The sequence below is a fragment of the Amycolatopsis sp. NPDC104819 genome, from assembly GCF_055583145.1.
Map to the genome: position 1 here is coordinate 232777 of NZ_JBVJON010000016.1, position 20331 is coordinate 253107.

General features: G+C 70.9%; 24 protein-coding genes and 1 tRNA gene. 15 read left to right on the forward strand and 10 right to left on the reverse strand.

Translation table 11 applies throughout. The features are described from left to right. Nucleotides 1–153 precede the first annotated feature (153 nt). Genes ACZ63E_RS39205 through ACZ63E_RS39215 form a run of 3 tightly spaced genes read left to right on the forward strand, consistent with a single transcriptional unit; the run spans nt 154 to nt 3339 of the window. Complete coding sequence (locus ACZ63E_RS39205; RefSeq protein ID WP_465341381.1) at nt 154–1581, forward strand: hypothetical protein; 1428 nt, start codon at nt 154–156, stop codon at nt 1579–1581. A 10-nt stretch (nt 1582–1591) separates the two neighbouring features. Next, nucleotides 1592–2293 (forward strand): response regulator transcription factor, encoded by a 702-nt coding sequence (locus ACZ63E_RS39210; protein ID WP_465341382.1) that lies wholly within the window; start codon nt 1592–1594, stop codon nt 2291–2293. Continuing rightward, nucleotides 2290–3339, forward strand: a complete 1050-nt coding sequence (locus ACZ63E_RS39215; protein WP_465341383.1) for a sensor histidine kinase — start codon at nt 2290–2292, stop codon at nt 3337–3339. The genes ACZ63E_RS39210 and ACZ63E_RS39215 overlap by 4 nt, the downstream gene beginning before the upstream one ends. Nucleotides 3340–3549: 210 nt before the next feature. Here ACZ63E_RS39215 and ACZ63E_RS39220 read toward each other — a convergent pair whose 3' ends face one another. Next, on the reverse strand, nt 3550–4605 hold the full coding sequence (locus ACZ63E_RS39220; protein ID WP_465302238.1) for an NAD-dependent epimerase/dehydratase family protein: 1056 nt from the start codon (nt 4603–4605) through the stop codon (nt 3550–3552). Between the two features lie 123 nt (nt 4606–4728). Here ACZ63E_RS39220 and ACZ63E_RS39225 point away from each other — a divergent pair, with 123 nt between their 5' ends. Beyond that, a complete protein-coding gene (locus ACZ63E_RS39225; protein WP_465302240.1) occupies nt 4729–5229 on the forward strand; it encodes a MogA/MoaB family molybdenum cofactor biosynthesis protein in 501 nt (166 codons plus the stop codon). 90 nt (nt 5230–5319) lie between these two features. After that, nucleotides 5320–5493, forward strand: coding sequence for a hypothetical protein (locus ACZ63E_RS39230; protein WP_465302242.1), 174 nt, complete (start codon nt 5320–5322; stop codon nt 5491–5493). A gap of 5 nt (nt 5494–5498) precedes the next feature. Here the strand turns inward: ACZ63E_RS39230 and mscL are convergent, their stop codons facing one another. The 4 genes from mscL to ACZ63E_RS39250 form a co-directional block, all read right to left on the reverse strand. Beyond that, the gene (gene mscL / locus ACZ63E_RS39235) at nt 5499–5912 is read right to left on the reverse strand and encodes a large-conductance mechanosensitive channel protein MscL (protein ID WP_465341384.1); all 414 of its coding nucleotides are present in this window, start codon (nt 5910–5912) and stop codon (nt 5499–5501) included. A 31-nt stretch (nt 5913–5943) separates the two neighbouring features. After that, complete coding sequence (locus ACZ63E_RS39240; RefSeq protein WP_465341385.1) at nt 5944–6573, reverse strand: SAF domain-containing protein; 630 nt, start codon at nt 6571–6573, stop codon at nt 5944–5946. Between the two features lie 130 nt (nt 6574–6703). After that, nucleotides 6704–7003, reverse strand: coding sequence for an FmdB family zinc ribbon protein (locus ACZ63E_RS39245; protein ID WP_465302248.1), 300 nt, complete (start codon nt 7001–7003; stop codon nt 6704–6706). A gap of 86 nt (nt 7004–7089) precedes the next feature. Continuing rightward, nucleotides 7090–7680, reverse strand: coding sequence for a 5-formyltetrahydrofolate cyclo-ligase (locus tag ACZ63E_RS39250; protein WP_465341386.1), 591 nt, complete (start codon nt 7678–7680; stop codon nt 7090–7092). 24 nt (nt 7681–7704) lie between these two features. Between ACZ63E_RS39250 and ACZ63E_RS39255 the strand changes: the two genes are divergently transcribed. The 5 genes from ACZ63E_RS39255 to ACZ63E_RS39275 all read left to right on the forward strand — a co-directional run bounded on the left by ACZ63E_RS39255 (nt 7705) and on the right by ACZ63E_RS39275 (nt 11666). Next, nucleotides 7705–8610 (forward strand): UTP--glucose-1-phosphate uridylyltransferase, encoded by a 906-nt coding sequence (locus ACZ63E_RS39255; RefSeq protein ID WP_465341387.1) that lies wholly within the window; start codon nt 7705–7707, stop codon nt 8608–8610. Continuing rightward, nucleotides 8607–9884, forward strand: coding sequence for a molybdotransferase-like divisome protein Glp (gene glp / locus ACZ63E_RS39260; protein ID WP_465302254.1), 1278 nt, complete (start codon nt 8607–8609; stop codon nt 9882–9884). The genes ACZ63E_RS39255 and glp overlap by 4 nt, the downstream gene beginning before the upstream one ends. After that, nucleotides 9884–10552, forward strand: coding sequence for a GNAT family N-acetyltransferase (locus tag ACZ63E_RS39265; protein ID WP_465341388.1), 669 nt, complete (start codon nt 9884–9886; stop codon nt 10550–10552). Before glp ends, ACZ63E_RS39265 begins: the two co-directional genes overlap by 1 nt. 162 nt (nt 10553–10714) lie before the next feature. Next, nucleotides 10715–11539, forward strand: a complete 825-nt coding sequence (gene sepX, locus ACZ63E_RS39270) for a divisome protein SepX/GlpR (RefSeq protein ID WP_465341390.1) — start codon at nt 10715–10717, stop codon at nt 11537–11539. 54 nt (nt 11540–11593) lie between these two features. After that, nucleotides 11594–11666 (forward strand) — tRNA-Ala (locus tag ACZ63E_RS39275). Nucleotides 11667–11799: 133 nt separating this feature from the next. Here ACZ63E_RS39275 and ACZ63E_RS39280 read toward each other — a convergent pair. The 3 genes from ACZ63E_RS39280 to ACZ63E_RS39290 form a co-directional block, all read right to left on the reverse strand. Beyond that, entirely contained in the window at nt 11800–12378 is a 579-nt protein-coding gene (locus tag ACZ63E_RS39280; RefSeq protein ID WP_465341391.1) for a VOC family protein, read from the reverse strand. Nucleotides 12379–12509: 131 nt separating this feature from the next. Further along, entirely contained in the window at nt 12510–12965 is a 456-nt protein-coding gene (locus ACZ63E_RS39285) for an SgcJ/EcaC family oxidoreductase (protein WP_465302262.1), read from the reverse strand. A 29-nt stretch (nt 12966–12994) separates the two neighbouring features. Next, on the reverse strand, nt 12995–13453 hold the full coding sequence (locus tag ACZ63E_RS39290) for an SgcJ/EcaC family oxidoreductase (RefSeq protein ID WP_465302264.1): 459 nt from the start codon (nt 13451–13453) through the stop codon (nt 12995–12997). Nucleotides 13454–13669: 216 nt separating this feature from the next. On the opposite strand from ACZ63E_RS39290, the gene tpx reads away from it, so the two are divergent. From tpx to ACZ63E_RS39305, 3 genes are all read left to right on the forward strand, one after another. Beyond that, the gene (gene tpx, locus ACZ63E_RS39295; RefSeq protein WP_465302266.1) at nt 13670–14182 is read left to right on the forward strand and encodes a thiol peroxidase; all 513 of its coding nucleotides are present in this window, start codon (nt 13670–13672) and stop codon (nt 14180–14182) included. Nucleotides 14183–14276: 94 nt separating this feature from the next. Next, nucleotides 14277–14741, forward strand: coding sequence for an SgcJ/EcaC family oxidoreductase (locus ACZ63E_RS39300; protein ID WP_465341392.1), 465 nt, complete (start codon nt 14277–14279; stop codon nt 14739–14741). A 29-nt stretch (nt 14742–14770) separates the two neighbouring features. Next, a complete protein-coding gene (locus ACZ63E_RS39305; RefSeq protein WP_465302270.1) occupies nt 14771–15241 on the forward strand; it encodes an SgcJ/EcaC family oxidoreductase in 471 nt (156 codons plus the stop codon). Nucleotides 15242–15362: 121 nt separating this feature from the next. On the opposite strand, the gene ACZ63E_RS39310 is transcribed toward ACZ63E_RS39305, so the two are convergent. After that, nucleotides 15363–16544, reverse strand: a complete 1182-nt coding sequence (locus ACZ63E_RS39310; protein WP_465341393.1) for an acyl-CoA dehydrogenase family protein — start codon at nt 16542–16544, stop codon at nt 15363–15365. A 241-nt stretch (nt 16545–16785) separates the two neighbouring features. Between ACZ63E_RS39310 and ACZ63E_RS39315 the strand changes: the two genes are divergently transcribed. Continuing rightward, nucleotides 16786–17949, forward strand: coding sequence for an epoxide hydrolase family protein (locus tag ACZ63E_RS39315; RefSeq protein ID WP_465341394.1), 1164 nt, complete (start codon nt 16786–16788; stop codon nt 17947–17949). A gap of 81 nt (nt 17950–18030) precedes the next feature. On the opposite strand, the gene ACZ63E_RS39320 is transcribed toward ACZ63E_RS39315, so the two are convergent. Next, a complete protein-coding gene (locus ACZ63E_RS39320) occupies nt 18031–18600 on the reverse strand; it encodes a dihydrofolate reductase family protein (protein ID WP_465302276.1) in 570 nt (189 codons plus the stop codon). A 218-nt stretch (nt 18601–18818) separates the two neighbouring features. On the opposite strand from ACZ63E_RS39320, the gene ACZ63E_RS39325 reads away from it, so the two are divergent. Then, entirely contained in the window at nt 18819–20324 is a 1506-nt protein-coding gene (locus ACZ63E_RS39325; RefSeq protein WP_465341395.1) for an APC family permease, read from the forward strand. The last annotated feature ends 7 nt before the right edge of the window (nt 20325–20331 follow it).

Consider the following 20331-nt stretch of genomic DNA (forward strand, 5'->3'; position numbering starts at 1 on the left):
AGTAAGTCACGCGCCGACCGTAGGTCCATGGTGGACAACAGAGAACCCTTGCGGCTATTACTGAATCATGACGTGTGACAAATTCTTACCGCGTCGTTACGGCTGCCGCTCCTAGGGCGCGCAACACCGCCGGAGGCCCTAGGGTGGACGGCGATGAGCGAGCCGAACCCGGCGGCGCGGCTCGCCGAGCCGCCCGTCCGCGAACCCGAACCCCCGACACTCGGTCGACCCGGGCGCCGCGCCCACCGGGCCGATCTCCTCGCCGTCGCGGCGGTCGCGGTGCTCGTGGCCGCGGCCGCCGCGGTCGGCCTGTACTACAACCGGCCTGGCTCCGGTGTGGTCATCTTCGTCAACTCGCCGCCGTTGTTCGCCGACTGGCTGCCGCACGTCGGCCCGGGCTCGGTGTTCGCCGTGCTGATCGCCGCCGCGGTGGTGCTCCAGGGGCCGGCGCTGGCCGCCCGCCTGCCGTGGCGCCGCGCGCTCGCCTTCGGCTACCTCGCGTCGCTCGCGTGGATCTTCTCGCTGGCCATGGTCGACGGCTGGGCGCGCGGGTTCGCCGGGCACCTGACCATTCCGCAGGAGTACCTCCACGAGGTGCCCGGGATCACCGACGTCCCGCGGATGCTGCGCGAGTTCTCCTCGCGCATCCTCGACTTCCAGCCGGACTCGTGGACCACGCACGTGTCCGGCCACCCGCCGGGCGCGACGCTCGTGTTCGTCTGGCTGGACCGGCTCGGCCTGCACGGCGGGGCCTGGGCGGCGACGGCCGTGGTGCTCGTCGGCAGCCTGGTCGCGGTCGCCGTGCCCGCGACGGTCGCCCTGCTCGGCCGGCCCGACGCGGCCCGCGCGGTGCTGCCCTTCGCCGTTCTCACGCCCGGTGCGGTGTGGATCGGCGTCTCCGCGGACGGCCTGTTCGCCGGGACGACCGCGACCGGCCTGGCGCTGCTCGCGTTGTCCGCGAAGGGGTTCACCGACGGCCGCCGGTACGCCGTGCCGGTCGGGCTGGCCGCCGGGGTGCTGCTCGGCTACGGCATCTTCCTTTCGTACGGCCTGGTGCTGCTCGGCCTGGTCGCCCTGGCCGTGGCGGTGCTCGGCCGCCAGTGGCGGGCGGCCGCCCTGGCGATCGCCGCGGCGCTCGCCGTCGTCGGTGTTTTCGCCTGGGCGGGTTTCTGGTGGCTCGACGGCTACCATCTGGTCGTCGAGCGCTACTACCAGGGTGTCGCGCTGGTCCGGCCCTATTCGTACTGGGTCTGGGCGGACCTGGCCGCGGTGTCCGTGGCCCTCGGGCCGGCGGTGATCGCCGCCCTCCGGCGTGGCCTCACCGAGGCCTTCCTGCCCCGCCAACGCCGTGGCGTGCTCACCGACCCGGTGCTGCTGCTCGGCCTCGCCGCCCTGCTCACCATCGTGTTCGCCGACGTCTCGGGCCTGTCGAAAGCCGAGACCGAACGGATCTGGCTACCGTTCGGGGTGTGGTTGCTGCCGATGACGGCCCTGCTGCCGCGGCCCGGCCGGCGCTGGTGGCTCGCCGCGCAGGCGGCGCTGGCACTGGCGGTCAACCACCTGCTGCTGACCGGCTGGTGAGGGAGACGTGATGAACGATCAGGCCGGGCGCGTGCTCGTGGTCGACGACGACGAGACGGTCCGCGACGTCGTGCGCCGCTACCTCGAGGTCGCCGGGTTCACCGTCGACCAGGCCGGCGACGGCGCCGCGGGACTCGCGAAGTTCGCGGCGCACGAGCCCGACCTCGTGGTCCTCGACGTCATGATGCCGGGGATCAACGGCCTCGAGGTGTGCAAGCGGCTGCGCCAGGTCAGCCAGGTGCCGATCGTCATGCTCACCGCGCTCGGCGAGGAGGAGAACCGCATCGCCGGGCTCCAGCTCGGCGCCGACGACTACGTGACCAAACCCTTCAGCCCCAAGGAACTCGCCCTCCGCGTCGCTTCGGTGCTGCGCCGCGCGCGGATGCCGCGCCCGGAACCGGCGGCCGCGGAGCTCGTCGACGGCGACCTCCGGCTGCAGATGACGGCGCGCACCGCGACGCTCGGCGGCCGCGAACTCCCGTTGACCACCAGGGAGTTCGACCTGCTCGCGTTTTTCCTCGGCCACCCCGGTGTCGCCTATTCGCGGGCGGACCTGCTCGAAAAGGTGTGGGGCTGGGACTTCGGGGACCAGTCCACGGTGACCGTCCACGTGCGACGGTTGCGCGAGAAGATCGAGCGCGACCCGGCGAAGCCGACCCGGGTTGCGACGGTGTGGGGTGTCGGCTACCGCTACGACCGGGAGCAGCCGTGATCGAACCCGGCGAGTCCTTTCGCGAGATCCTCGCGCACTTGTCACACATCCTGCCGCTGGCGCTGCTGTTCGCGCTTCCGGTGGCCGTGCTGGGCGGAGTGGTGCTCTACGTGCTGCGCCGCGGTTCCCTCGCCACCACGATGACCGTGCTGGTGCTGATCCCGGTGCTCGCCACGCTGGTCGGTGTGCTCGGCGTCAGCGGGTTCATGTTCACCCCGGCCCTGACCACGATGCTGCTGGTCTGCCTGCTCGTCGCGGTGGTGACGGTGCCCGCGGCGATCATCCTCGGCCGGGCGATCGCGCGCCGCAGCGTGTGGGAGCGGGAGGCCCGGAACCGGGAGCGCGCGGCCGAGGCGTCCCGGCGGGAGCTGGTCGCCTGGATCAGCCACGACCTGCGCAGCCCGCTGGCCGGCATCCAGGCCATGGCCGAAGCGCTGGCCGACGGCGTGGTGTCCGAACGTGGCGAAGTCGCCGACTACGCCCAGCGGATCAGCGGCGAGACCACCCGGCTCTCCGCGATGGTCGGCGACCTGTTCGAGCTCTCGCGGATCACCGCGGGCGCGCTCGAGCTGACCATGTCCGCGGTGCCGCTGCGGGACGTCGTCAGCGACGCCGTCGCGGCTCAGTCGCCGGTCGCCGAGCGGAAGCGGGTGCGGGTGCTCGCGAACGCATCGACGTGGCCGGTGGTGAACGGCAGCGACCCGGAGCTGGCGCGGATCGTGCGGAACCTGGTCTCGAACGCGATCCGCCACACGCCGCCCGACGGGACGGTCGCGGTGCAGATCGGGGTCGACGGCGACGAGGCGCTCCTCGCCGTCGACGACTCCTGCGGCGGCATCCCGGACGACGAGATCAACCGGGTCTTCGACGTCGCCTTCCGCGGGACGCAGGCCCGGACCCCGGAACGCGGTGGCACGACCAGCGGCGGTGGGCTCGGCCTGGCGATCGCCAAGGGGCTGGTCGAGGCCCACCGCGGGAAGATCGGGGTGCACAACCACGGCCCCGGGTGCCGGTTCGAGGTCCGGCTGCCGTTGGCGATGTCCTAGCTGCGCTGCCCGGGGAGATTGCGATCGTGGCTCGCGACCCACGCTGACGCACGACGGGCCGCGGAGCGGTTCCAGGTGCCGGTCTCCACCGTCGCCCAATGGCCCGGGCGTTCTTCGCCGGTTACGGCATCACCGTTCGGCGGGTGCTGACCGACAACGGCGCCTGCGACCGCTCACCCGGCCGCAGACGAGCGGGTGCGTCCAGCGCCGTCAGACCGGGTCGCGCAGCTCGGCCGTCGCGAAGTCGGCCATGCCCTTGGCGAAACCGATCTCCGCGGTGAACCCCAGCAGCTCGCGGGCGCGGGCCGGATCGGCCACCACGTGCCGGACGTCGGCCGTGCGGGCGCCGCCGACCACCTGGGGCGCCGGGCCGCCGCAGGCGCGGGCCAGCTCTTCGGCCAGCTCGCCCACCGTGTGCGGGGTGCCCGAGCAGACGTTCAGGGGCGTGATGTCGCCCTCCGGGCCGTCCGTCCGGAGAGCCAGGACGTTCGCCCTGGCGACGTCGTGGACGTGCACGAAGTCGCGCTGCTGGCCGCCGTCCTCCAGCACGCGCGGGGCTTCGCCGCGCTCCAAGGCCGAGCGGAACAGCGACGCCACCCCCGCGTACGGGGTGTTCTGCGGCATCCGCGGGCCGTAGACGTTGTGGTAGCGCATCGCCCACACGCTGCCGCCCGACTGGCGCGCCCACGCGCCGGCGAAGTGTTCCTGCGCGAGTTTCGACGCCGCGTACGAGCTGCGCGGGTTCAACGGCGCGTCTTCCGGCACCAGCCGCCAGCCCAGCTCGGCGTCGCAGGCCGGGCAGCGCGGCTCGAAGCGGCCGGCGTCCACATCGGACTGACGGCGCGGCGACGGTGTCACCACGCCGTGGTCCGGGCACGCGTACCGGCCTTCGCCGTAGACGACCATCGAGGACGCCAGCACCAGCTTCCGCACCCCGGCCGCGTGCATCGCGGCCAGGACGATCGCCGTGCCGTAGTCGTTGTGCAGCGCGTACGACGGCGCGTCCGACGGGTCGACGCCGTGGCCGACCACCGCCGCCTGGTGGCAGACGGCGTCGACGCCATCCAGCAGCTCCGCGACGATTTCGGTGTCGGTGACGTCGCCGAGGAGGAACCGGTGCCGGGAGGTGTACGCCGGTGGGGTGCGGGAACCGTGCGCCTTCTGGAGCAGGTTGTCGAGCACCACGACCTCGTCACCCCCCTCGACGAGCAGATCGGCGATGTGTGACCCGATGAACCCGGCTCCGCCGGTGACCAGTACGCGCACACCGGCCACGCTAGGGGGTCACGCGGGGGCGTGCCCAGGTGTGCGCGGCGGCGTCACCGGATCGTCAGAACTCACCCGGCACCTCCCGGCGCCGGGTGGCCGAAACCGACTACGGTGGGCGCCATGGAACGGAGTGCACAACGGCTGGGCCGGGCCCTCGTGGTCATCGTGGACGATCGCGTGGCGCACGGCGAGCACGAGGACACCACGGGACCGCTGGTCACCGAGCTGCTCGAAGAAGCCGGCTTCATCGTCGACGGTGTGGTGGTCGTCGGAGCCGAGATCGTGGATGTCCGCAACGCGCTCAACACCGCCGTGATCGGCGGTGCCGACCTGGTGATCACCGTCGGCGGCACGGGTGTGCTGCCGCGGGACAACACCCCGGACGCCACCGCCGGCGTGCTCGACCGGCCGATCCCGGGCATCAGCGAGGCGATCCGCGCGTCCGGCCTGGCCGCCGGCGCCGTCGACGCGGGGATCTCGCGAGGCCTCTCGGGCGTCTCCGGCAGCACCCTCGTGGTCAACCTGGCCGGCTCGCGCTCCGCGGTGCGCGACGGCATGGCGACGCTGACCTCGCTCGTGCCGCACGTGATCGACGAGCTCTCGGGCCTCGAGGAGGTCTGACCCCGGCTGGGGGTGACGGGATGCCCGTCGCTCCCGGCTTCGAGGTTCGCTCTGGAGTTGTCAAAGAACGCGTCGTGGGACACTGGGCGCATGCCGGGACCGGAGCGCGACCCCAAGACCAGTGGCGAGTGGCGCCGCCGGGTGGACGAGATCTTCGGGGACGTCCTGCCCGAGACGACCTCCGACGAGCGTGACCCCGACCGGCGCACCGGCCTCCCGGACGACTGGTACCGGGAGAACCGGCCACCGCACCACGACCGCTGACGGCTTCAGCCGCGGCCGTTGTCGCGCTGGGCCTGGGCGCGCAGCAGGTCGCGGATCTCGATGAGCAGCTCGACGTCGGTCGGCTCCGCCGGGCCCGGCTCCTGGCCGCGCTTGCGCCGCTCCTGGACGTGCTTCACCGGCAGCACGATCACGAAGTAGACCACCGCCGCGACCAGCACGAAGTTGATCGCCGCGTTGATCACGCCGCCGAAGTCCAGGAAGGTGGCCTTGTTGTTGTCGAAGATCTGGTAGCCCAGGCCGTTCGCGGCGTTGGTGCCGCCGATCGTGCTGATCAGCGGCTTGATGAGGCCGTTCGTGAAGGCCGTGACGATCGCCGTGAACGCCGAGCCGATGACCACCGCGACGGCGAGGTCCACGACGTTGCCGCGCATCAGGAAGTCCTTGAAACCCTTGAACACTTTCTCTCCTCGAAGACGGGGCTGGTGGAGGCTAGCGGAGAGTAACCGTTACCGGTCGCTCCAGTGAAATCGCCGCCACCCTCGTCGCAATCGCCTCCGGGAACCGGAGCAGCACCAAGGGTCCTTTGGCCGCGGACGCCTCACGCTTTCCCACCGTCACCACCGTCGCACCACCGGCCAGCACGGACGCGGGCACTCCCGGTTCCGGCGCCGCCACGACGTCGACCCGCTGGCCGGGCCGCAGGAGCTCGGCGACGGCCGCATCGGCCAACCGGACCGGCACGGTCGCCGTGCCGGGATCACCCGAGGCGGGGATGGCCGAAGCCAGCCGGACGTCGGTCAACGGCTCACCGGCCCGGACGGCGCCCGCCAGCAGCTGCCCGTCGACGACGTCGAGGGTGCTCAGCACGCCCGAGGGACGGGCGTCGTCGGGGAGGTCGGCCAGCCGGACGTCGGCCGCGCGCAGAGTCGCGCCGGAAGGGAGGTCGTGCGCCGCGACGACCGTCGGAGTCGTCGGCGCGCCTCGCGCGGAGCCGGGATGGGCGAACAGCAGAGCACCGGTCAGCAGCAGGCAGGCGGCGAGCCAGCGGCGCATCAGCCGCGTCCGCCGGCCCTGCAGCCGGGTCAGGTCAGGTGGGTGGAGCTTCGCCAGGACGTCCACGGGTCCCCCTCGGTCGGATCGGGTGCGGCGCGGTGCCGCACGAGATCGACGTTAGGGAAGCCGGACGAGCCGCCGGAAGGGCTTCGTCCGGCATCTGTGGATAACCGGGGTGTTGTGGACAACTCGCGGCTCAGGAGGCCGCGGCGGTCGTCTTCGTCGTGGTCGAGGAGGAAGATGCCGAGCTCGTGTCCGACTTCGTCTCGGTCTTGGTCTCGCTCTTCGCCGGGGCCGACGCGGTGCTCGACTTGCTCGAGTCGCGCGAGTCGGTGCGGTAGAAACCGCTGCCCTTGAAGACGACGCCGACCGAGCTGAAGACCTTGCGCAGCGTGCCGGAGCACTGCGGGCACACGGTCAGGCTGGGGTCCGAGAACGACTGCACGGCTTCGAACCGGTGGTCGCATTCTTTGCAGGCGTACTGGTACGTAGGCACTGACGGCTCCTTCACTGGCACTCATCCGACAAGAGTGCCAACCCAATTGTGCTGGATGACATTCCCCGAAAGCAATTCCTGGTTGCTCACATCGGCAGCTCGAGCACGCCTCGAGCGGGCGTCAAGGCCCCGCTCATGCGTACGTCGTGAGCCTCCCCGGGCAGCCGCTCGACCAGCTCTTCGTCCCGCACGACGGCGAGCAGGGCCGCTCCGGGCGCGGCGAACACCAGCGAGCGATCGTAGTGGCCGGCGCCCCGGCCGAGCCGCACGCCCCGGTGGTCCACGGCCAGCGCGGGCACCAGGACCAGCTCCGCCGCGCCCACGGCGCCGGCACCCAGGCGTTTCCCGCCGGGCTCGCGGATCCCGCGGAACAGGCTGGGGACGAGATCGGCCTCGCCGGTGTACTCGGCCCAGTCGAGCGGTTCCGACCGCGACCGGATGACCGGCAGCAGCACCCGCGCCCCGCCGGCGGCCAGCGCGTCGGCGAGCGCCGCCGTGCCCGGTTCGGCGCCGAAGGGAAGGTAGGCGCACACGGTCGTGGCTGTGACCTTCGACACCGCGTTGACCAGCGCCGACGCCTCTTGGGCGTGCGATTCGGGGGTCTGGGCCGCTCGCGCGCCCGAAAGCCGCGCACGCCACTCCGCCTTGCTCAGGTGCTCATTGCCCAGCGCATGCATGACCTCACGTTAGGCTTTGCGCCCATGACGGGCGCCGCAACCTCCCAGACGTTCAGAACCGCCATCGTGCCTGCCGCCGGCCTCGGCACGCGCTTCCTGCCGGCGACGAAGGCCGTGCCCAAGGAGCTGCTGCCGGTGGTGGACACGCCGGGGATCGAGCTGGTCGCGGCCGAGGCCGCCGCCGCGGGGGCCGAACGCCTGGTCATCGTGACCTCGCCGGGCAAGGACGCCGTCGTCCGGTACTTCGAGGAGCAGCCCGAGCTCGAGAAGAACCTCGAGGCCAAGGGCAAGACCGAGCTGCTGGAGAAGGTGCGTCGCGGGTCCGCCCTGCTCGCCGTCGAGACCGCCATCCAGGAGCAGGCGCTCGGGCTCGGCCACGCCGTCGCGCAGGCCGAGCCGAACCTGAAACCGGACGACGAGGCCGTCGCCGTGCTGCTGCCGGACGACCTCGTGCTGCCCACCGGCGTGCTCGAGCGGATGAGCGCGGTGCGGGCGCAGTACGGCGGCAGTGTGCTCTGCGCGTTCGACATCCCGAAGGCCGAGATCTCGCCGTACGGCGTCTTCGACGTCACCGACACCGACGACCAAGACGTCAAGCGCGTGCACGGGATGGTCGAGAAGCCGAAGCCGGAGGACGCGCCGTCGACCTACGCCGCGGCCGGCCGGTACCTGCTCGACCGGGCGATCTTCGACGCGCTGAAGCGGATCACCCCGGGCAGCGGCGGGGAGCTGCAGCTGACCGACGCCGTCGCGCTGCTGATCACCGAAGGACACCCCGTGCACGTCGTCGTGCACCGGGGCGGCCGCCACGACCTGGGGAATCCGGGTGGTTTCCTGCGCGCCGCGGTCGATTTCGCGCTTGAAACGCCCGAGTACGGTCCATCTTTACGGGCGTGGCTGACGGAACGGATCGGGACAGATCGCCCATGACGGAATCCCTCGACGCGGCACGGCCCGAAGTGGCCGAGGAGGAGGCCGAGTTCCGCTCGGTCGACGCGCAGATCTCGATGACGCTGGACGCCGCCGTCCGGCCCCAGCCGGTGCGGGTGGCGATCTCCGAGGCCCAGGGCCTGCTCTGCGCCGAGGAGGTCGTCGCCGAGCACGCGCTGCCCGGCTTCGACCAGGCCGCGGTGGACGGGTACGCGGTGCGCAGCGTCGACGTCCGCGCCGCCGGCGAGGAGCCCGTGCAGCTGCCGGTCGTCGGAGAGATCGCGGCGGGCTCGCGCCAGCCGCGGCGCCTGCAGCCCGGCCAGGCGGTGCGGGTCGACACCGGCGCGCCGCTGCCGACGCTGGCCGACGCCGTCGTGCCGCTCGCCTACACCGACGGGCACCAGGCCCGGGTCACCGTGCACCGCTCGGTGCCGTCGGCGGGGTACGTGCGCCGCGCCGGCGAAGACGTCCAGATCGGCGACGTCGCCGTGCGCAACGGCGACACGATCGGCTCGGCGCAGGTCGGCCTGCTCGCCGCCGTCGGCCGCGCGAAGGTCCTCGTCTACCCGCGGCCGCGGGTCTCGATCGTGTCGGTCGGCGACGAGCTGGTCGACATCGACCGGACGCCGTCGGTCGGGCAGGTCTACGACGTCAACTCCTACGCGCTGGCCGCGGCCGCGCGGGACGCGGGCGCCGAGGTCAGCCGGGTCGGCATCGTGGCGAGCGAGCCGAAGCGGCTGCGGGAGATCGTCGAGGGCCGGCTGCTGATGTCGGAGATCGTCGTGGTCGCCGGCGGCGCCGGGGGCTCCTCCGGCGACGAGGTCCACGCGGCGCTGTCCGACCTCGGCCGCATCGACATGACGCGGGTGGCGATGCACCCCGGCTCGGTGCAGGGGTTCGGCAGGCTCGGGCCCGACTCGGTGCCCACGTTCCTCATCCCGGGCAACCCGATGAGCGCGCTGGTGGTGTTCGAGGTGCTGGTGCGACCGCTGATCCGGGCGGCGCGCGGGACCCGCAACCCGCACCGGCGGATCGTCGGCGCGCGGCTGCTGTCGCCGATCACCTCGACCGAGGGGCGGCGTGGTTACCTGCGCGGCCAGCTCCTGCGCGACGAGGCCAACGGCGAGTACCTGGTCCAGCCGCTCGGGCAGTCCGGGGCGCACCTGCTCGCGTCGCTGGCCGAGGCGAACTGCCTGATCAACGTGCCGGAAGAGATGACCGACGTCCCCGCGGGCGAGCAGGTCCAGGTCACGTTCCTGGCGCAACGGGCCTGATGAACTCCGTGTCCGGCGTGTCCTACCCGGTCGAAAGCCGCCACCCGGGCTGGCCGGCGAGGCTCGGGCCGCTGCGCGTGCCCGCGGGCGAGGTCGCGGTCCGGCCGGTCCGGCTGCGCGACGCCGGCGAGTGGAGCCGGATCCGGCTCCGGGACCGGGCGCACCTCGAGATGTGGGAGCCGACCGGCGTCGGCCCATGGCCGGAACGCAACGCCTTCTGGTCGTGGCCGTCGCAGTGGGCGGCGCTGCGTTCGCTCGCACGGCGTGGTCAGTGCCTGCCCTTCACGATCACCCTGAACGGTCGTCTCGCGGGCCAGATCACTGTGGGTAACGTCATCCGGGCGTCGCTGCGGTCCGCCTGGATCGGGTACTGGGTGTCGTCCGACGTGGTCCGCGGCGGGGTCGCGACGGCCGCCGTCGCGCTCGTCACCGACCACGCCTTCGGCCCGGCCGGGCTGCACCGGCTGGAGGCCACCGTGCGCCCGGAAAACGTCGCCAGCCTGCGGGTTCTCACCAAAGCGGGCTACCGGCAGGAGGGGCTGTTCGAGCGCTACCTCGACGTCGCCGGCGCTTGGCGCGACCACTACTGCTTCGCCGTGACGCGCGAGGAGACCGGGTCCGGGCTGGTGTCCCGGCTCGTCTCGGCGGGCCGCGCGGACTACGCCTGACGGTGATTACCCACCCGGGTCAGTGAGCGCGTTACCACATGCAGTGAGAATCACCTAATCCGGTGAGGCATTTCCGTGATCGAACCCGGCGAGCCTCCGCCCGATCTGTTACTCCTGTGACTAGCGTGATTTCAGGTGAAGGATCGGGGGAGGTGACGGGAGATGCCCAGTTCCGTGATCATCGTCGCGCTGGCCGCGGCATGGCTCGTCGTACTCGTGCCCATGGTCGCGCGCAGACGGCAGCAGGTCGCCCGGACGACCGACTCCGCGCTCGCGGCCAGGGTGGTGCGCAGTGGACGCAACGAAGACCGGGAGGAATTCGCCATGTCCGACCAGCCGGTGAAGTCCCGGCCCTCGGTCGAGGACGACCTCGCGGAGCTCGAAGCCGAGCTCGACGAGGACCTCGAAGACGAGGAGCCCGAACCCGACCCGCTCCCGCAGCCCAAACGCGGCTCGCGGGCCGAGCGCGACCGGCCCGGCTACCGGCCCGGCCGCGGCGGCTTCGACCCCGAAGCGGCGGAGATCGCGGCCCGCGCGAAGTACGGCTTCCGGCAGCGCGTCGTCGTCATCCTGCTCGTGATCGCGGTGGCCACCGCCGCCGTGGCGGGCTTCCTCACCCCGCTGGCCTGGTGGGGCCACGGCGCCGCCGACGTCGCGCTGGTCGGGTACCTCGTGTATCTGCGCCGGCAGGTGCGCATCGAGGAGGAGATCCGGCAGCGCCGGCTCGCCCGCTTCAACAGCACCCGCGCGCCGCGGCACCCCGAGCCGCGTCCGGAGGTCGAGGAAGAAGAGCCGGTCGAGCTCGACGAGGCCGAGGACGTCGAGGTCGTCGAGCCGGTCCGGCGCGAGGTCGTCGAGCGCCGCCCGTCACCGACGTCCCGCGTCCGCCGCAGCGCGGTCGTCGTCGACCTCGACGACGAGGACCCCGCGTTCGAGGAGCTCGACGAGCCCGGGACCGGGCCTTACCGCCGGGCCGTCGGGGAGTGACCCCCCGGCGGATTGTGCTCGCAGGGCACTGCTAAGCTCTACGAGCACGATCAAGGGGCTGTAGCGCAGTTGGTAGCGCGTCTCGTTCGCATCGAGAAGGTCAGGGGTTCGATTCCCCTCAGCTCCACGCTTAGGTGGCCCGTGCCCGCGGAGGGCGCGGGCCTTTTGCGTGGAGCTTCTCTGTTTTGTGGGGGTGCAACCCCCACGCCCCGCCCGGAGGGCTTCGCCCCCGGACCCTCGGCCGTGGTCACCTTTTGTTGTCAGCGATCCTTGAGTCGTTCGATGAGTTCGTTGCGGTAGTCCTGGGCTGCCTGGAGCTCTGGTTCGTTGCCGGTTGCTCGCTTCAGGGCGCCTTCGAGGATCTTCAGGCCTTGGGGTTCGTTGCCGCGGGCGTCTGCCTGTCTTGCTGCGTTCTCCAGGGCCTTGGCCAGCTTTGTCTGCGCCTCGGGTTCCTTGGTGGCCCTGTTTATCCGGATCCAGTTGCCGCCTGGGTCGATGACCGTGAAGCCCGTGTAGCGGTCGTTGCGCAGCCGGGGGCGGGTTATGCGGGGGATGCCGGAGATGAGCAGTTTTCCGTGTACCGAGCGCATTCCGGCCGCGAACGCCTCGAACAGCTCGCTGGTGTCCGGGACGATCACCAGGCACGTGCTGTACGACTGCGTCGGGTCGTAGCCTTCCATGCCGAAGAAGTGCAGGTTGATGTCTTCCCGTCGCACCGCTACGTGCGGGTTCGGCTGCGTCTGCCGGTAGGTGATCTCGAAGCCGAGCATCTCGTAGAACGACGCGATCTCGGTGATGGACGGACAGGGCAGGAGGGGAATCGTCAGTTCGTTCGCCACCGCCCGAACGTAAGCCCGGACCGGCCGAAACGACACGGAGCTATTTGCTCGTGCGAATGGGGCTCGGGTCCGGGAAGGCGCGAAAGCCACCTCGAGGTCTTTCCCCCGAGGTGGCCTTCAGCATGGTGGACTCAGCCGCGGAGGGGGCTGGTCTGGTAGTTGACGAGCTTGTAGTCACCGGATTCCTTGCGGACCACCCAGGTGGCCCGGTTCTCGTTCTCCGGGGCGATTTCGGTCGCTCCGTCGGCGAGGATGCCGCCCTTGGTGATGGCCAGCGCGACACCGTCGGTGAGGAACTTGATGCGGACCGGCTCGTCGGAGACCTTGGTGCCCCGGTAGTCGCCGGCGAACAGCTCGGTCAGGTGGGTGCGGATGGCCTCACGGCCGCGCAGCTGCTCGTCGCCGACCAGCATGCTGCCGTTGTCGGTGAACAGGTCCGCGATCGCGTTGGCGTCGCCGGCGTCCCACGCGGCCCGCAGCCGCAGCGGCACCGTCAGCACCGCTCCTTCTTCGCCGTTGGGGAACTCGCCGTAGTACCCGGCCCACTGCTTCGCCTGCGCGACCAGGTCGGCTGCCTTGGAACTCATGAATTTCTCTCCTTGGGGAACGAGGGGAACTACCAACGAAGGGTGGCGCCGGCGCCGCGCGGGCTGTTCTGGTAGCCGGCCAGGTACCACTCGCCGTCGCGCTTGACCGTGATCCAGCTCGAGCGCACCGCCAGCTCCGGCGCGATCTCGGTCTCGCCGGCGGCGAGGATGCCACCGTGGGTGCGGATCAGCGCGACGTCATCGGTCACGAACCGCAGGTCCACCGGCTGCCCGGTGACACCGCTGTCCTTGAACGGCCCGGCGTAGGCCGCCTTCATGAAGACGCGGATCTCCTCGCGGCCTTCCTTGTACACGTCGCCCGGCAGGATCAGGATGCCGTCCTCGACGAAGACGTCGGCAACACCGTCGGCGTCGTTCTTCGCCCAGGCCGCCACGAGCCGCAGCGGGACGCTGAGCACCTCCTTCTCCTTGTCGCTGGTGAACTCTCCGTAGTAAGCGTCCAAACGAGCCTGTTCGGTCGTCGTCATTCCGGCCCTCTTCTCGCGGGTTACGGGGGTCGGTCTGCCGATGAGGACACGACAAACCTCCCCACGATGGTCGCGGCCGACCCGGCGGCGACGCGTCTTCATTCATGCGGCAGCTCAGGAGACGTCGGGGTCGTGGTGGCGCTGCAACGCTGGCGCGGACCTGTTCCGACCCAGAAAGCGGTCCAGTCCATGAATGCGATTCCCGAACGTGCCGGAGTGGTGACCTTCCGCGGCCGCCCGGTCACCCTCGTCGGCCCGGTTGTGACGACGGGGGACGCGGCGCCGGACTTCACTGTCGTCGCCCCCGACATGTCCCCGCTGACCTTCTCCACGCTCTCCGGGACGGTCCGCGTCATCTCCGTCGTGCCGTCGCTGGAGACGCCGGTGTGCGACCTGCAGACCCGCCGCTTCAACGACGCCGTCGCGGAGCTCGGCGAGGTCACCGTGCTGACCGTTTCGGTCGACCTGCCCTTCGCGCAGGCCCGCTGGTGCGGCGCGACCGGAGCGGACGCCGTCCGCGTCGTCTCCGACCACCGCGACCTCTCGTTCGGCACGGCGTACGGCGTGGCGATCAAGGAGTTTCGCCTCCTCGCGCGTGCGGTGTTCGTGGTCGACGCGACCGACACCGTCGTGTACGCCGAGTACGTCCCGGCGATCGAGGAGCAGCCCGACTACGACGCCGTCATCGCCGCCGCGAAGGCCGCCGAGGGCACCCGCCGGGCCGCCTGACCGGCCGCACCGGCAATGCAGAAGGCGCTCCTGGCCTGGGCGGCTGCCACGCTGGGAACGACAACCGACCGGTGACAGAAGGGAGGGGACACCCGTGTCCTCTGAAGTCGACGAGTCCACATTGGACGACTACTACGGTCCGTTCACCAGCGAGCGCCAAAAAGAGGTGCTCGGCGTGCCGCTGCGCCTGGTCGAGGCCTGGGCGCGCAACGACGTGGACGCCGTGGTGAACGTGTTCACCAAGGACGGCACCCTGATCCTGCCCGGCGACGTGTACAAGGTCGGCCGTGACGAGATCCGGTCGTTCCTGTCCGCGGCCTTCGCCGGACCGTTCAAGGGATCCCGGATCACCGGCAAGCCGGTCGACCTGCGGCTCGTGAACGACTCCGTCGCGCTCATCCGCACCCACGGCGGCATCCTCGCGCCGGGCGAGACCGAGATCTCGCCGGAGCTCGCCGTCCGCTCCACCTGGACCGTGGCCAAGGCCGACGACGGCGTCTGGTACCTGGCCGGCTACCAGAACAGCCCGCGCGGCAACGGCGCGACGCTGCGCTGGTAGCCCCGATCCCCGGACGAAGGAGACCCGTTATGACCGCTCCGACCACCGCGCCGGAAATCCTGGCCTCGTACGGGATCGAGGAGGACACCTCGTTCTACCACGAGTTCACCGATCCCCGTGACCGCGTGGCGCTGACCGTGCCACTGCGCATCACGCACGCGTGGGCCGCCAACGACGCGGACGAGTTCGCGTCGGTGTTCACCGAGAACGGCAGCCTGCTCATGCAGGACGAGCAGCTGACCAGCCGCGAGCAGATCCGCGCGTTCATGAAGGCCGGCTTCGAGGGCGGCCTGCGCGGCGCGCACGTGAAGGGCTGGCCGCTGCAGGTGTCGTACCTGACCGACGACACCGTCATGGTGATCACCCAGGGCGGCATCGTCCTCGACGGCGAGACGGAAACCGCGCCCGCGCGCCGGATCCGCGCCACCTGGATCGTCACGAAGCAGGACGACGGGACCTGGGCGCTGCTGTCCCACCAGAGCAGCCCGATCGGCGGCTGAGCTCACCCCTGAGCCGCACAAAAAGCCCCCGGTTTCCTCGAAGTCGAGGAGACCGGGGGCTTTTCCTTGTGCCAGAGGCAAAGGCCGGGTCCCCGGCTCGATGCCGAGGACCCGGGTCGGCTCAGATGTAGGGCGTGTTCGGCTCGAGCCCGCAGAGGGAACGGCCGTACAGCTCGAAGTTGGTGTGCGGGTGCATCAGGCCGTGGAGGCTGAACGCGTGGATGTCACGCCGGATCCGCTGGATCGGCTTGCTCAGCTTGATCGACGACCCGCCGCTCGCGCGCGCCAGGATGTCGACGGACTCCTCGACCAGCTGCACGAGGCGGCCGAGCCGGCCGCGGTTGTGCATCCGCTCTTCGAGCGTCCACTTCTCGCCGGCTTCGCCCTTCTTGTCGAGGCCGGAGGCCATCCGCCAGGCGTAGTACTCGGCTTCTTCGAGCTTGAGCGCCGCCTCGGCGATCTCGAAGTGCGTGATCGGGGCTTCGCTCTGGAGACCGTAGTCGGTGAACGCGATCGGGCGCCCCGCCAAGGACTTCTTGAACTCGGCCAGGGCCGCGCGGCCCATCCCGATGGCCACGGCGATGAAGCCGGACGCGCCGGTCGGGATCATCGGGGTGCGGAACACCGGCGAAGTGGCGTTGAGCTCGGAGGCGAACTGCTCCTGGAGCACCAGCGGCATCGGCAGGACGCGCTCGGCCGGCACGAACAGGTTCTCGGCCACCGTGTTGACACTGCCGGTGCCGGCGAAGCCGGAGGTGTGCCAGTCGTCGTCGATCGTCAGGTCCGACATCGGCACCAGCGCGGCCACCGGCCACTGGCTGCCGTCCGGGGCGGGCGCCATCGCCATGATGGCCTGCCAGTGACTGTGCTTCGCGCCGCTGACGAAGTGCCAGCGCCCGTTGACGATCAGGCCGCCGTCGGTCTCGGTCGCGACGGCGGTCGGGCTCAGCGCGACGCAGATCCGCGTGGCCGGCGTGGCGAACACCTCGTCCTGGACGTGGTCCGGGAACGCCGCCGCCATCCAGTCGCCGATCGCCCACACGGCCGTGTTCCACCCGGCCGACGCGTCGGCCGCGGCGATGGTCGCCAGGACCTCGCCCATCTCGACCGCGCTCGTCTCGTGGCCGCCGTACCGGAGCGGACGGCGCATGTCGAACAGGCCGGCCTCGGCGATCGCCTCGACCACTTCGTCGTCCAGGGAGCGGTTCTGCTCCGACGATGCCGCCTTCGACTCGATCAGCGGCACCAGGTGTTCGGCCCGCTTCCGGAGCTCGTCGGCCGACACCAGGGCGTTTCCGGACATGACGTCCTCCAAATATGTCATCTGTCATCGCCGCTGCGTCGCTCGCGCGCGTTCCCCATCGACGATGCGGGAGGGGCCCGTGCGGGATCGTCTCCTCCGTTGCGCCGCGCCCGGGGGCCCGCAGCGGAGCAACGGTGGAGACGCCGGGGCACCCGGTCGCGACGACGATGGACCCCGGGTCTCCGGCGGGCACGCACGGACCCTTGTCCACCCCCCCCCCGGCCGAGGAAAGGTGACCTCGATGCGTCCCTATCGGATCGACATCCCCGATTCCGAGCTCGCAGACCTCCGCACGCGCATCGCCGCGACCCGCTGGCCGACCGCGGTTTCGGTCCCGGGCTGGGAGCGCGGCGTCCCCGCCGAGTATCTCCGCGAGCTCGCGACGTACTGGCAGGGCACGTACGACTGGCGCGCCGCCGAGCGCGAGCTGAACCAGTACCCGCAGTTCATCACCGAGATCGACGGCGCCGACGTCCACTTCCTGCACGTCACCTCGGCGGAGCCGGGCGCGACGCCGCTGCTGCTCACGCACGGCTGGCCCGGTTCGATCGTCGAGTTCCTCGACGTCATCGGCCCGCTCACCGACCCGCGCGCGCACGGCCTCGACCCCGCCCAGGCGTTCCACCTGGTCATCCCGTCGATCCCCGGGCACGGCTTCTCCGGCCCGGTCACCGAGCCCGGCTGGGACGTCAAGCGGGTCGCCGCGGCGTGGGCGGAGCTCATGGGGCAGCTCGGATACGACCAGTACGTCACCGCGGGCGGGGACTGGGGCTCGATCATCTCCCTCGAGCTCGCCCACATCGCGCCCGAGCACGTGCGGGGTGCGTACGTGTCGATGCTGCTGACCGTGCCGTCCGGCGACCCCGCCGAGATGGGGACGCTCGACGAAGAGGACTTCGGCCGCCTGGCCGAGCTGGGCCGGTTCGACGCCGAGCTGTCCGGCTACATGAAGGTCCAGACCACTCGCCCGCTCACCGTCGGGTACGGCCTCACCGACTCGCCGGTCGGGCAGCTCGCCTGGATCGTCGAGAAGTTCCACGACTGGAACAAGGCCGTCAAGACGCCCGAGGAGGAGGTCGGCCGGGACCGCCTGCTGACCAACGCCACGCTCTACTGGCTGACCGGGACCGCGTCGTCGTCAGCGCAGTTCTACTACGAGTCCGCCGCGCACCTCGGCGCGATCTTCACCCCCGGGGTGCCGCCGGCGCCGGTCACCGTCCCGATCGGTGTCGGGGTGTTCGGGCAGGACCCGGGGCTGCCGATCCGGAAGTTCGCCGACCGGGACTACAGCACCATCACGCACTGGTCGGAGTTCGAGCGGGGCGGGCACTTCGCGTCGCTGGAGCAGCCGGAGCTCTACGTCGGTGACTTGCGGACCTTCGTGGCTTCGCTGAACGGCCGGTAAAAACCGCAAAAAGAAACGGACGCCGGCGCTGCCCCTCTCGGTGGCGCCGGCGTCCGTTTTTCGGTGGTTCGGACTTTTTGCTTACTTCTTGACCGCATAGCGCAAAAGGACAACGCCGTTTTCGAACGAGGTGGCTTCGATGACCTCGAGGTTCTCGCTGCCCTCGAAGTAGCGCGTTCCCTTGCCGCGGGTGGCCGGGCAGACGCGCATCTGGACCTCGTCGACGACGCCCGCTTCGAACAGCGCGCGCACGAGGGTGAGGCTGCCCCACACCCAGATGTCCTTGCCCTTCTTCTTCTTGATTTCCTTGATCGTGGCGACCGGGTCGGCGGTGACCGTCGCGGCCGGCCAGTCCTCGCCCCACGGAGCCTCTTCGAGCGTCGTGGAAGCGACGTACTTGGTCAGGGCGTTGACCTTCTTGCCGTAGACACCCTGGTCTTCGGCGGTCGGCCAGTACCCGACGGACATGTTGTAGGTGTTGGCGCCGAGGATCATCGTGTCGACCGAGTCGATGAACGCCATCACGCTGTCCTGGAACGGACTCGTGGTGTTGTCGTCGAACGGCTCGCCGGACACGAAGCTCAGGCCGCCGTCTTCCTCGGCGACGATGTTGTCGACAGTGGCCCATTGCTGAACGATGAGTTTGCGCATGCGCCCGATGCTAGCAGAAAGCATTCCGCATACTCCTCATATGCGTTTCTCATAGGCTGTCCCGGTGATTCCGCATGGAATTGCCCGGCCAGCTCCGACGTTGCGGGGACGTCGTTTCGGCGCAGCAACGGAGAAGCCCCCGGGCGAGGGGTGCGCCACCCTGGACACGACCGCGAGCGGCGGCCCATCCCCAACGGCAACGAGAGCTGCAGGTAGCCATGAACCAGTCATCCCCACCACCGGAAAACCGGCTGCGCGGCACCTTGGGCACCCCGAAGATCGTGTTCCTCGTCGTGGCGGCGGCGGCGCCGATGGCGTCGATGATCGGCACCGTGCCGCTGGCGTTCGCCATCGGCAACGGCGCGGGCTTCCCCGCCATGTTCGTGTTCGCCGGGCTCACCCTGCTGTGCTTCTCCGTCGGCTACGCCACGATGAGCCGCCGGATCGTCGACACCGGCGGTTTCTACACCTACATCGGCGCCGGCCTCGGCAAGCGCGCGGCGGTCGGCGGCGGGCTGGTCGCGGCGATCGCCTACAACACCGCCACCGTGGGGCTCACCGGCGCGTTCGCCTACTTCGCGCAGCTGGCCGGGGCCGCGTTCGGGCTCGACCTGCCGTGGCCCGTCTGGGCCGGCGTCGGGCTGCTCCTGATGGGGCTGCTGGGGTACCGCGCGATCGACCTGAGCGTCCGCGTCCTCGCCGTGCTCATGCTGGCCGAGGTCGGCATCCTCGTGCTGCTCGACGGCGCCGTCATCGCACGCCACGGCTTCGCGTCGTTCCCCAGCGCCTCCTTCTCGCCGGGCACGGTCTTCGGGACCGCCGTCGGCGTCTCGCTGATGTTCGCCTTCATCTCCTACATCGGCTTCGAGTCCGCGGCGCTGTACGGCGAAGAAGCCCGCAACCCCAAGAAGAGCGTGCCGCGGGCGACCTACATCTCCGTGGTGCTCGTGTCGGTGTTCTACGCGCTGAGCAGCTGGGTCGGGGTCGGCGCGGTCGGCCCGGACCGCCTGCAGGCCGCCGCCGGCGAGCAGCAGGGCCTGCTGTTCTTCAACCTCAGCGACGACTACCTCGGCACCGCCATCACCGGGATCATGCAGCTGCTGCTCGTCACCAGCCTGTTCGCCGGCATGCTCGCCATGCACGGCGCCGCGAACCGCTACCTGTTCGTGCTCGGCCGCGAGCGCGTGCTGCCCCGCTTCCTCGGCGCGTCGCGGCCGAAGTCGGGCTCCCCGCACAAGGCCAGCCTGACGCAGACCCTGTTCTGCGTGCTGGTCGTCGCGATCTTCGCGCTCGCCGGCGCCGACCCGTACCTCGGCCTGTCCACCACGATGGTCGGCCTCGGCACGCTCGGCATCATCGTGATCCAGGCCGCGGCCGCGCTGTCGGTGATCGGGTTCTTCGCCCGGCGCTCCGGACGGCACTGGTGGCGCACGTTCCTGGCGCCCGGGCTGGGCTTCGCCGGCCTCGCGGTGTCGGCCGTGCTGCTGATCGGCAACTTCTCGCTGCTGACCGGGAGCGAAAACCCTGTCGTGGCGTCGCTGCCGTGGGTGCTGCTGATCGCGGCCGCCGTCGGCGTCGGCTACGCCACGTGGCTGAAGGCGCGCCGGCCCGAGCGGTACGCGGAGCTGGCCGCCGGCGCCGAGCGCGACCCGGACGGCGACAGCGCCCCGGCCACCGGCCCGGTCCGGCTCGTCCGGCCGGAGCGCGACGACCTCGCTGCCTGACCCACCC

Coding starts and splice junctions, on each gene's coding strand:
- ACZ63E_RS39205 (WP_465341381.1), top strand. CDS start 154: ATGAGCGAGCCGAACCCGGCGGCGCGGCTCGCCGAGCCGCCCGTCCGC.
- ACZ63E_RS39210 (WP_465341382.1), top strand. CDS start 1,592: ATGAACGATCAGGCCGGGCGCGTGCTCGTGGTCGACGACGACGAGACG.
- ACZ63E_RS39225 (WP_465302240.1), top strand. CDS start 4,729: ATGGAACGGAGTGCACAACGGCTGGGCCGGGCCCTCGTGGTCATCGTG.
- ACZ63E_RS39230 (WP_465302242.1), top strand. CDS start 5,320: ATGCCGGGACCGGAGCGCGACCCCAAGACCAGTGGCGAGTGGCGCCGC.
- ACZ63E_RS39250 (WP_465341386.1), bottom strand. CDS start 7,680: ATGCATGCGCTGGGCAATGAGCACCTGAGCAAGGCGGAGTGGCGTGCG.
- ACZ63E_RS39255 (WP_465341387.1), top strand. CDS start 7,705: ATGACGGGCGCCGCAACCTCCCAGACGTTCAGAACCGCCATCGTGCCT.
- glp (WP_465302254.1), top strand. CDS start 8,607: ATGACGGAATCCCTCGACGCGGCACGGCCCGAAGTGGCCGAGGAGGAG.
- ACZ63E_RS39265 (WP_465341388.1), top strand. CDS start 9,884: ATGAACTCCGTGTCCGGCGTGTCCTACCCGGTCGAAAGCCGCCACCCG.
- sepX (WP_465341390.1), top strand. CDS start 10,715: ATGCCCAGTTCCGTGATCATCGTCGCGCTGGCCGCGGCATGGCTCGTC.
- ACZ63E_RS39285 (WP_465302262.1), bottom strand. CDS start 12,965: ATGAGTTCCAAGGCAGCCGACCTGGTCGCGCAGGCGAAGCAGTGGGCC.
- ACZ63E_RS39290 (WP_465302264.1), bottom strand. CDS start 13,453: ATGACGACGACCGAACAGGCTCGTTTGGACGCTTACTACGGAGAGTTC.
- ACZ63E_RS39305 (WP_465302270.1), top strand. CDS start 14,771: ATGACCGCTCCGACCACCGCGCCGGAAATCCTGGCCTCGTACGGGATC.
- ACZ63E_RS39310 (WP_465341393.1), bottom strand. CDS start 16,544: ATGTCCGGAAACGCCCTGGTGTCGGCCGACGAGCTCCGGAAGCGGGCC.
- ACZ63E_RS39315 (WP_465341394.1), top strand. CDS start 16,786: ATGCGTCCCTATCGGATCGACATCCCCGATTCCGAGCTCGCAGACCTC.
- ACZ63E_RS39320 (WP_465302276.1), bottom strand. CDS start 18,600: ATGCGCAAACTCATCGTTCAGCAATGGGCCACTGTCGACAACATCGTC.
- ACZ63E_RS39325 (WP_465341395.1), top strand. CDS start 18,819: ATGAACCAGTCATCCCCACCACCGGAAAACCGGCTGCGCGGCACCTTG.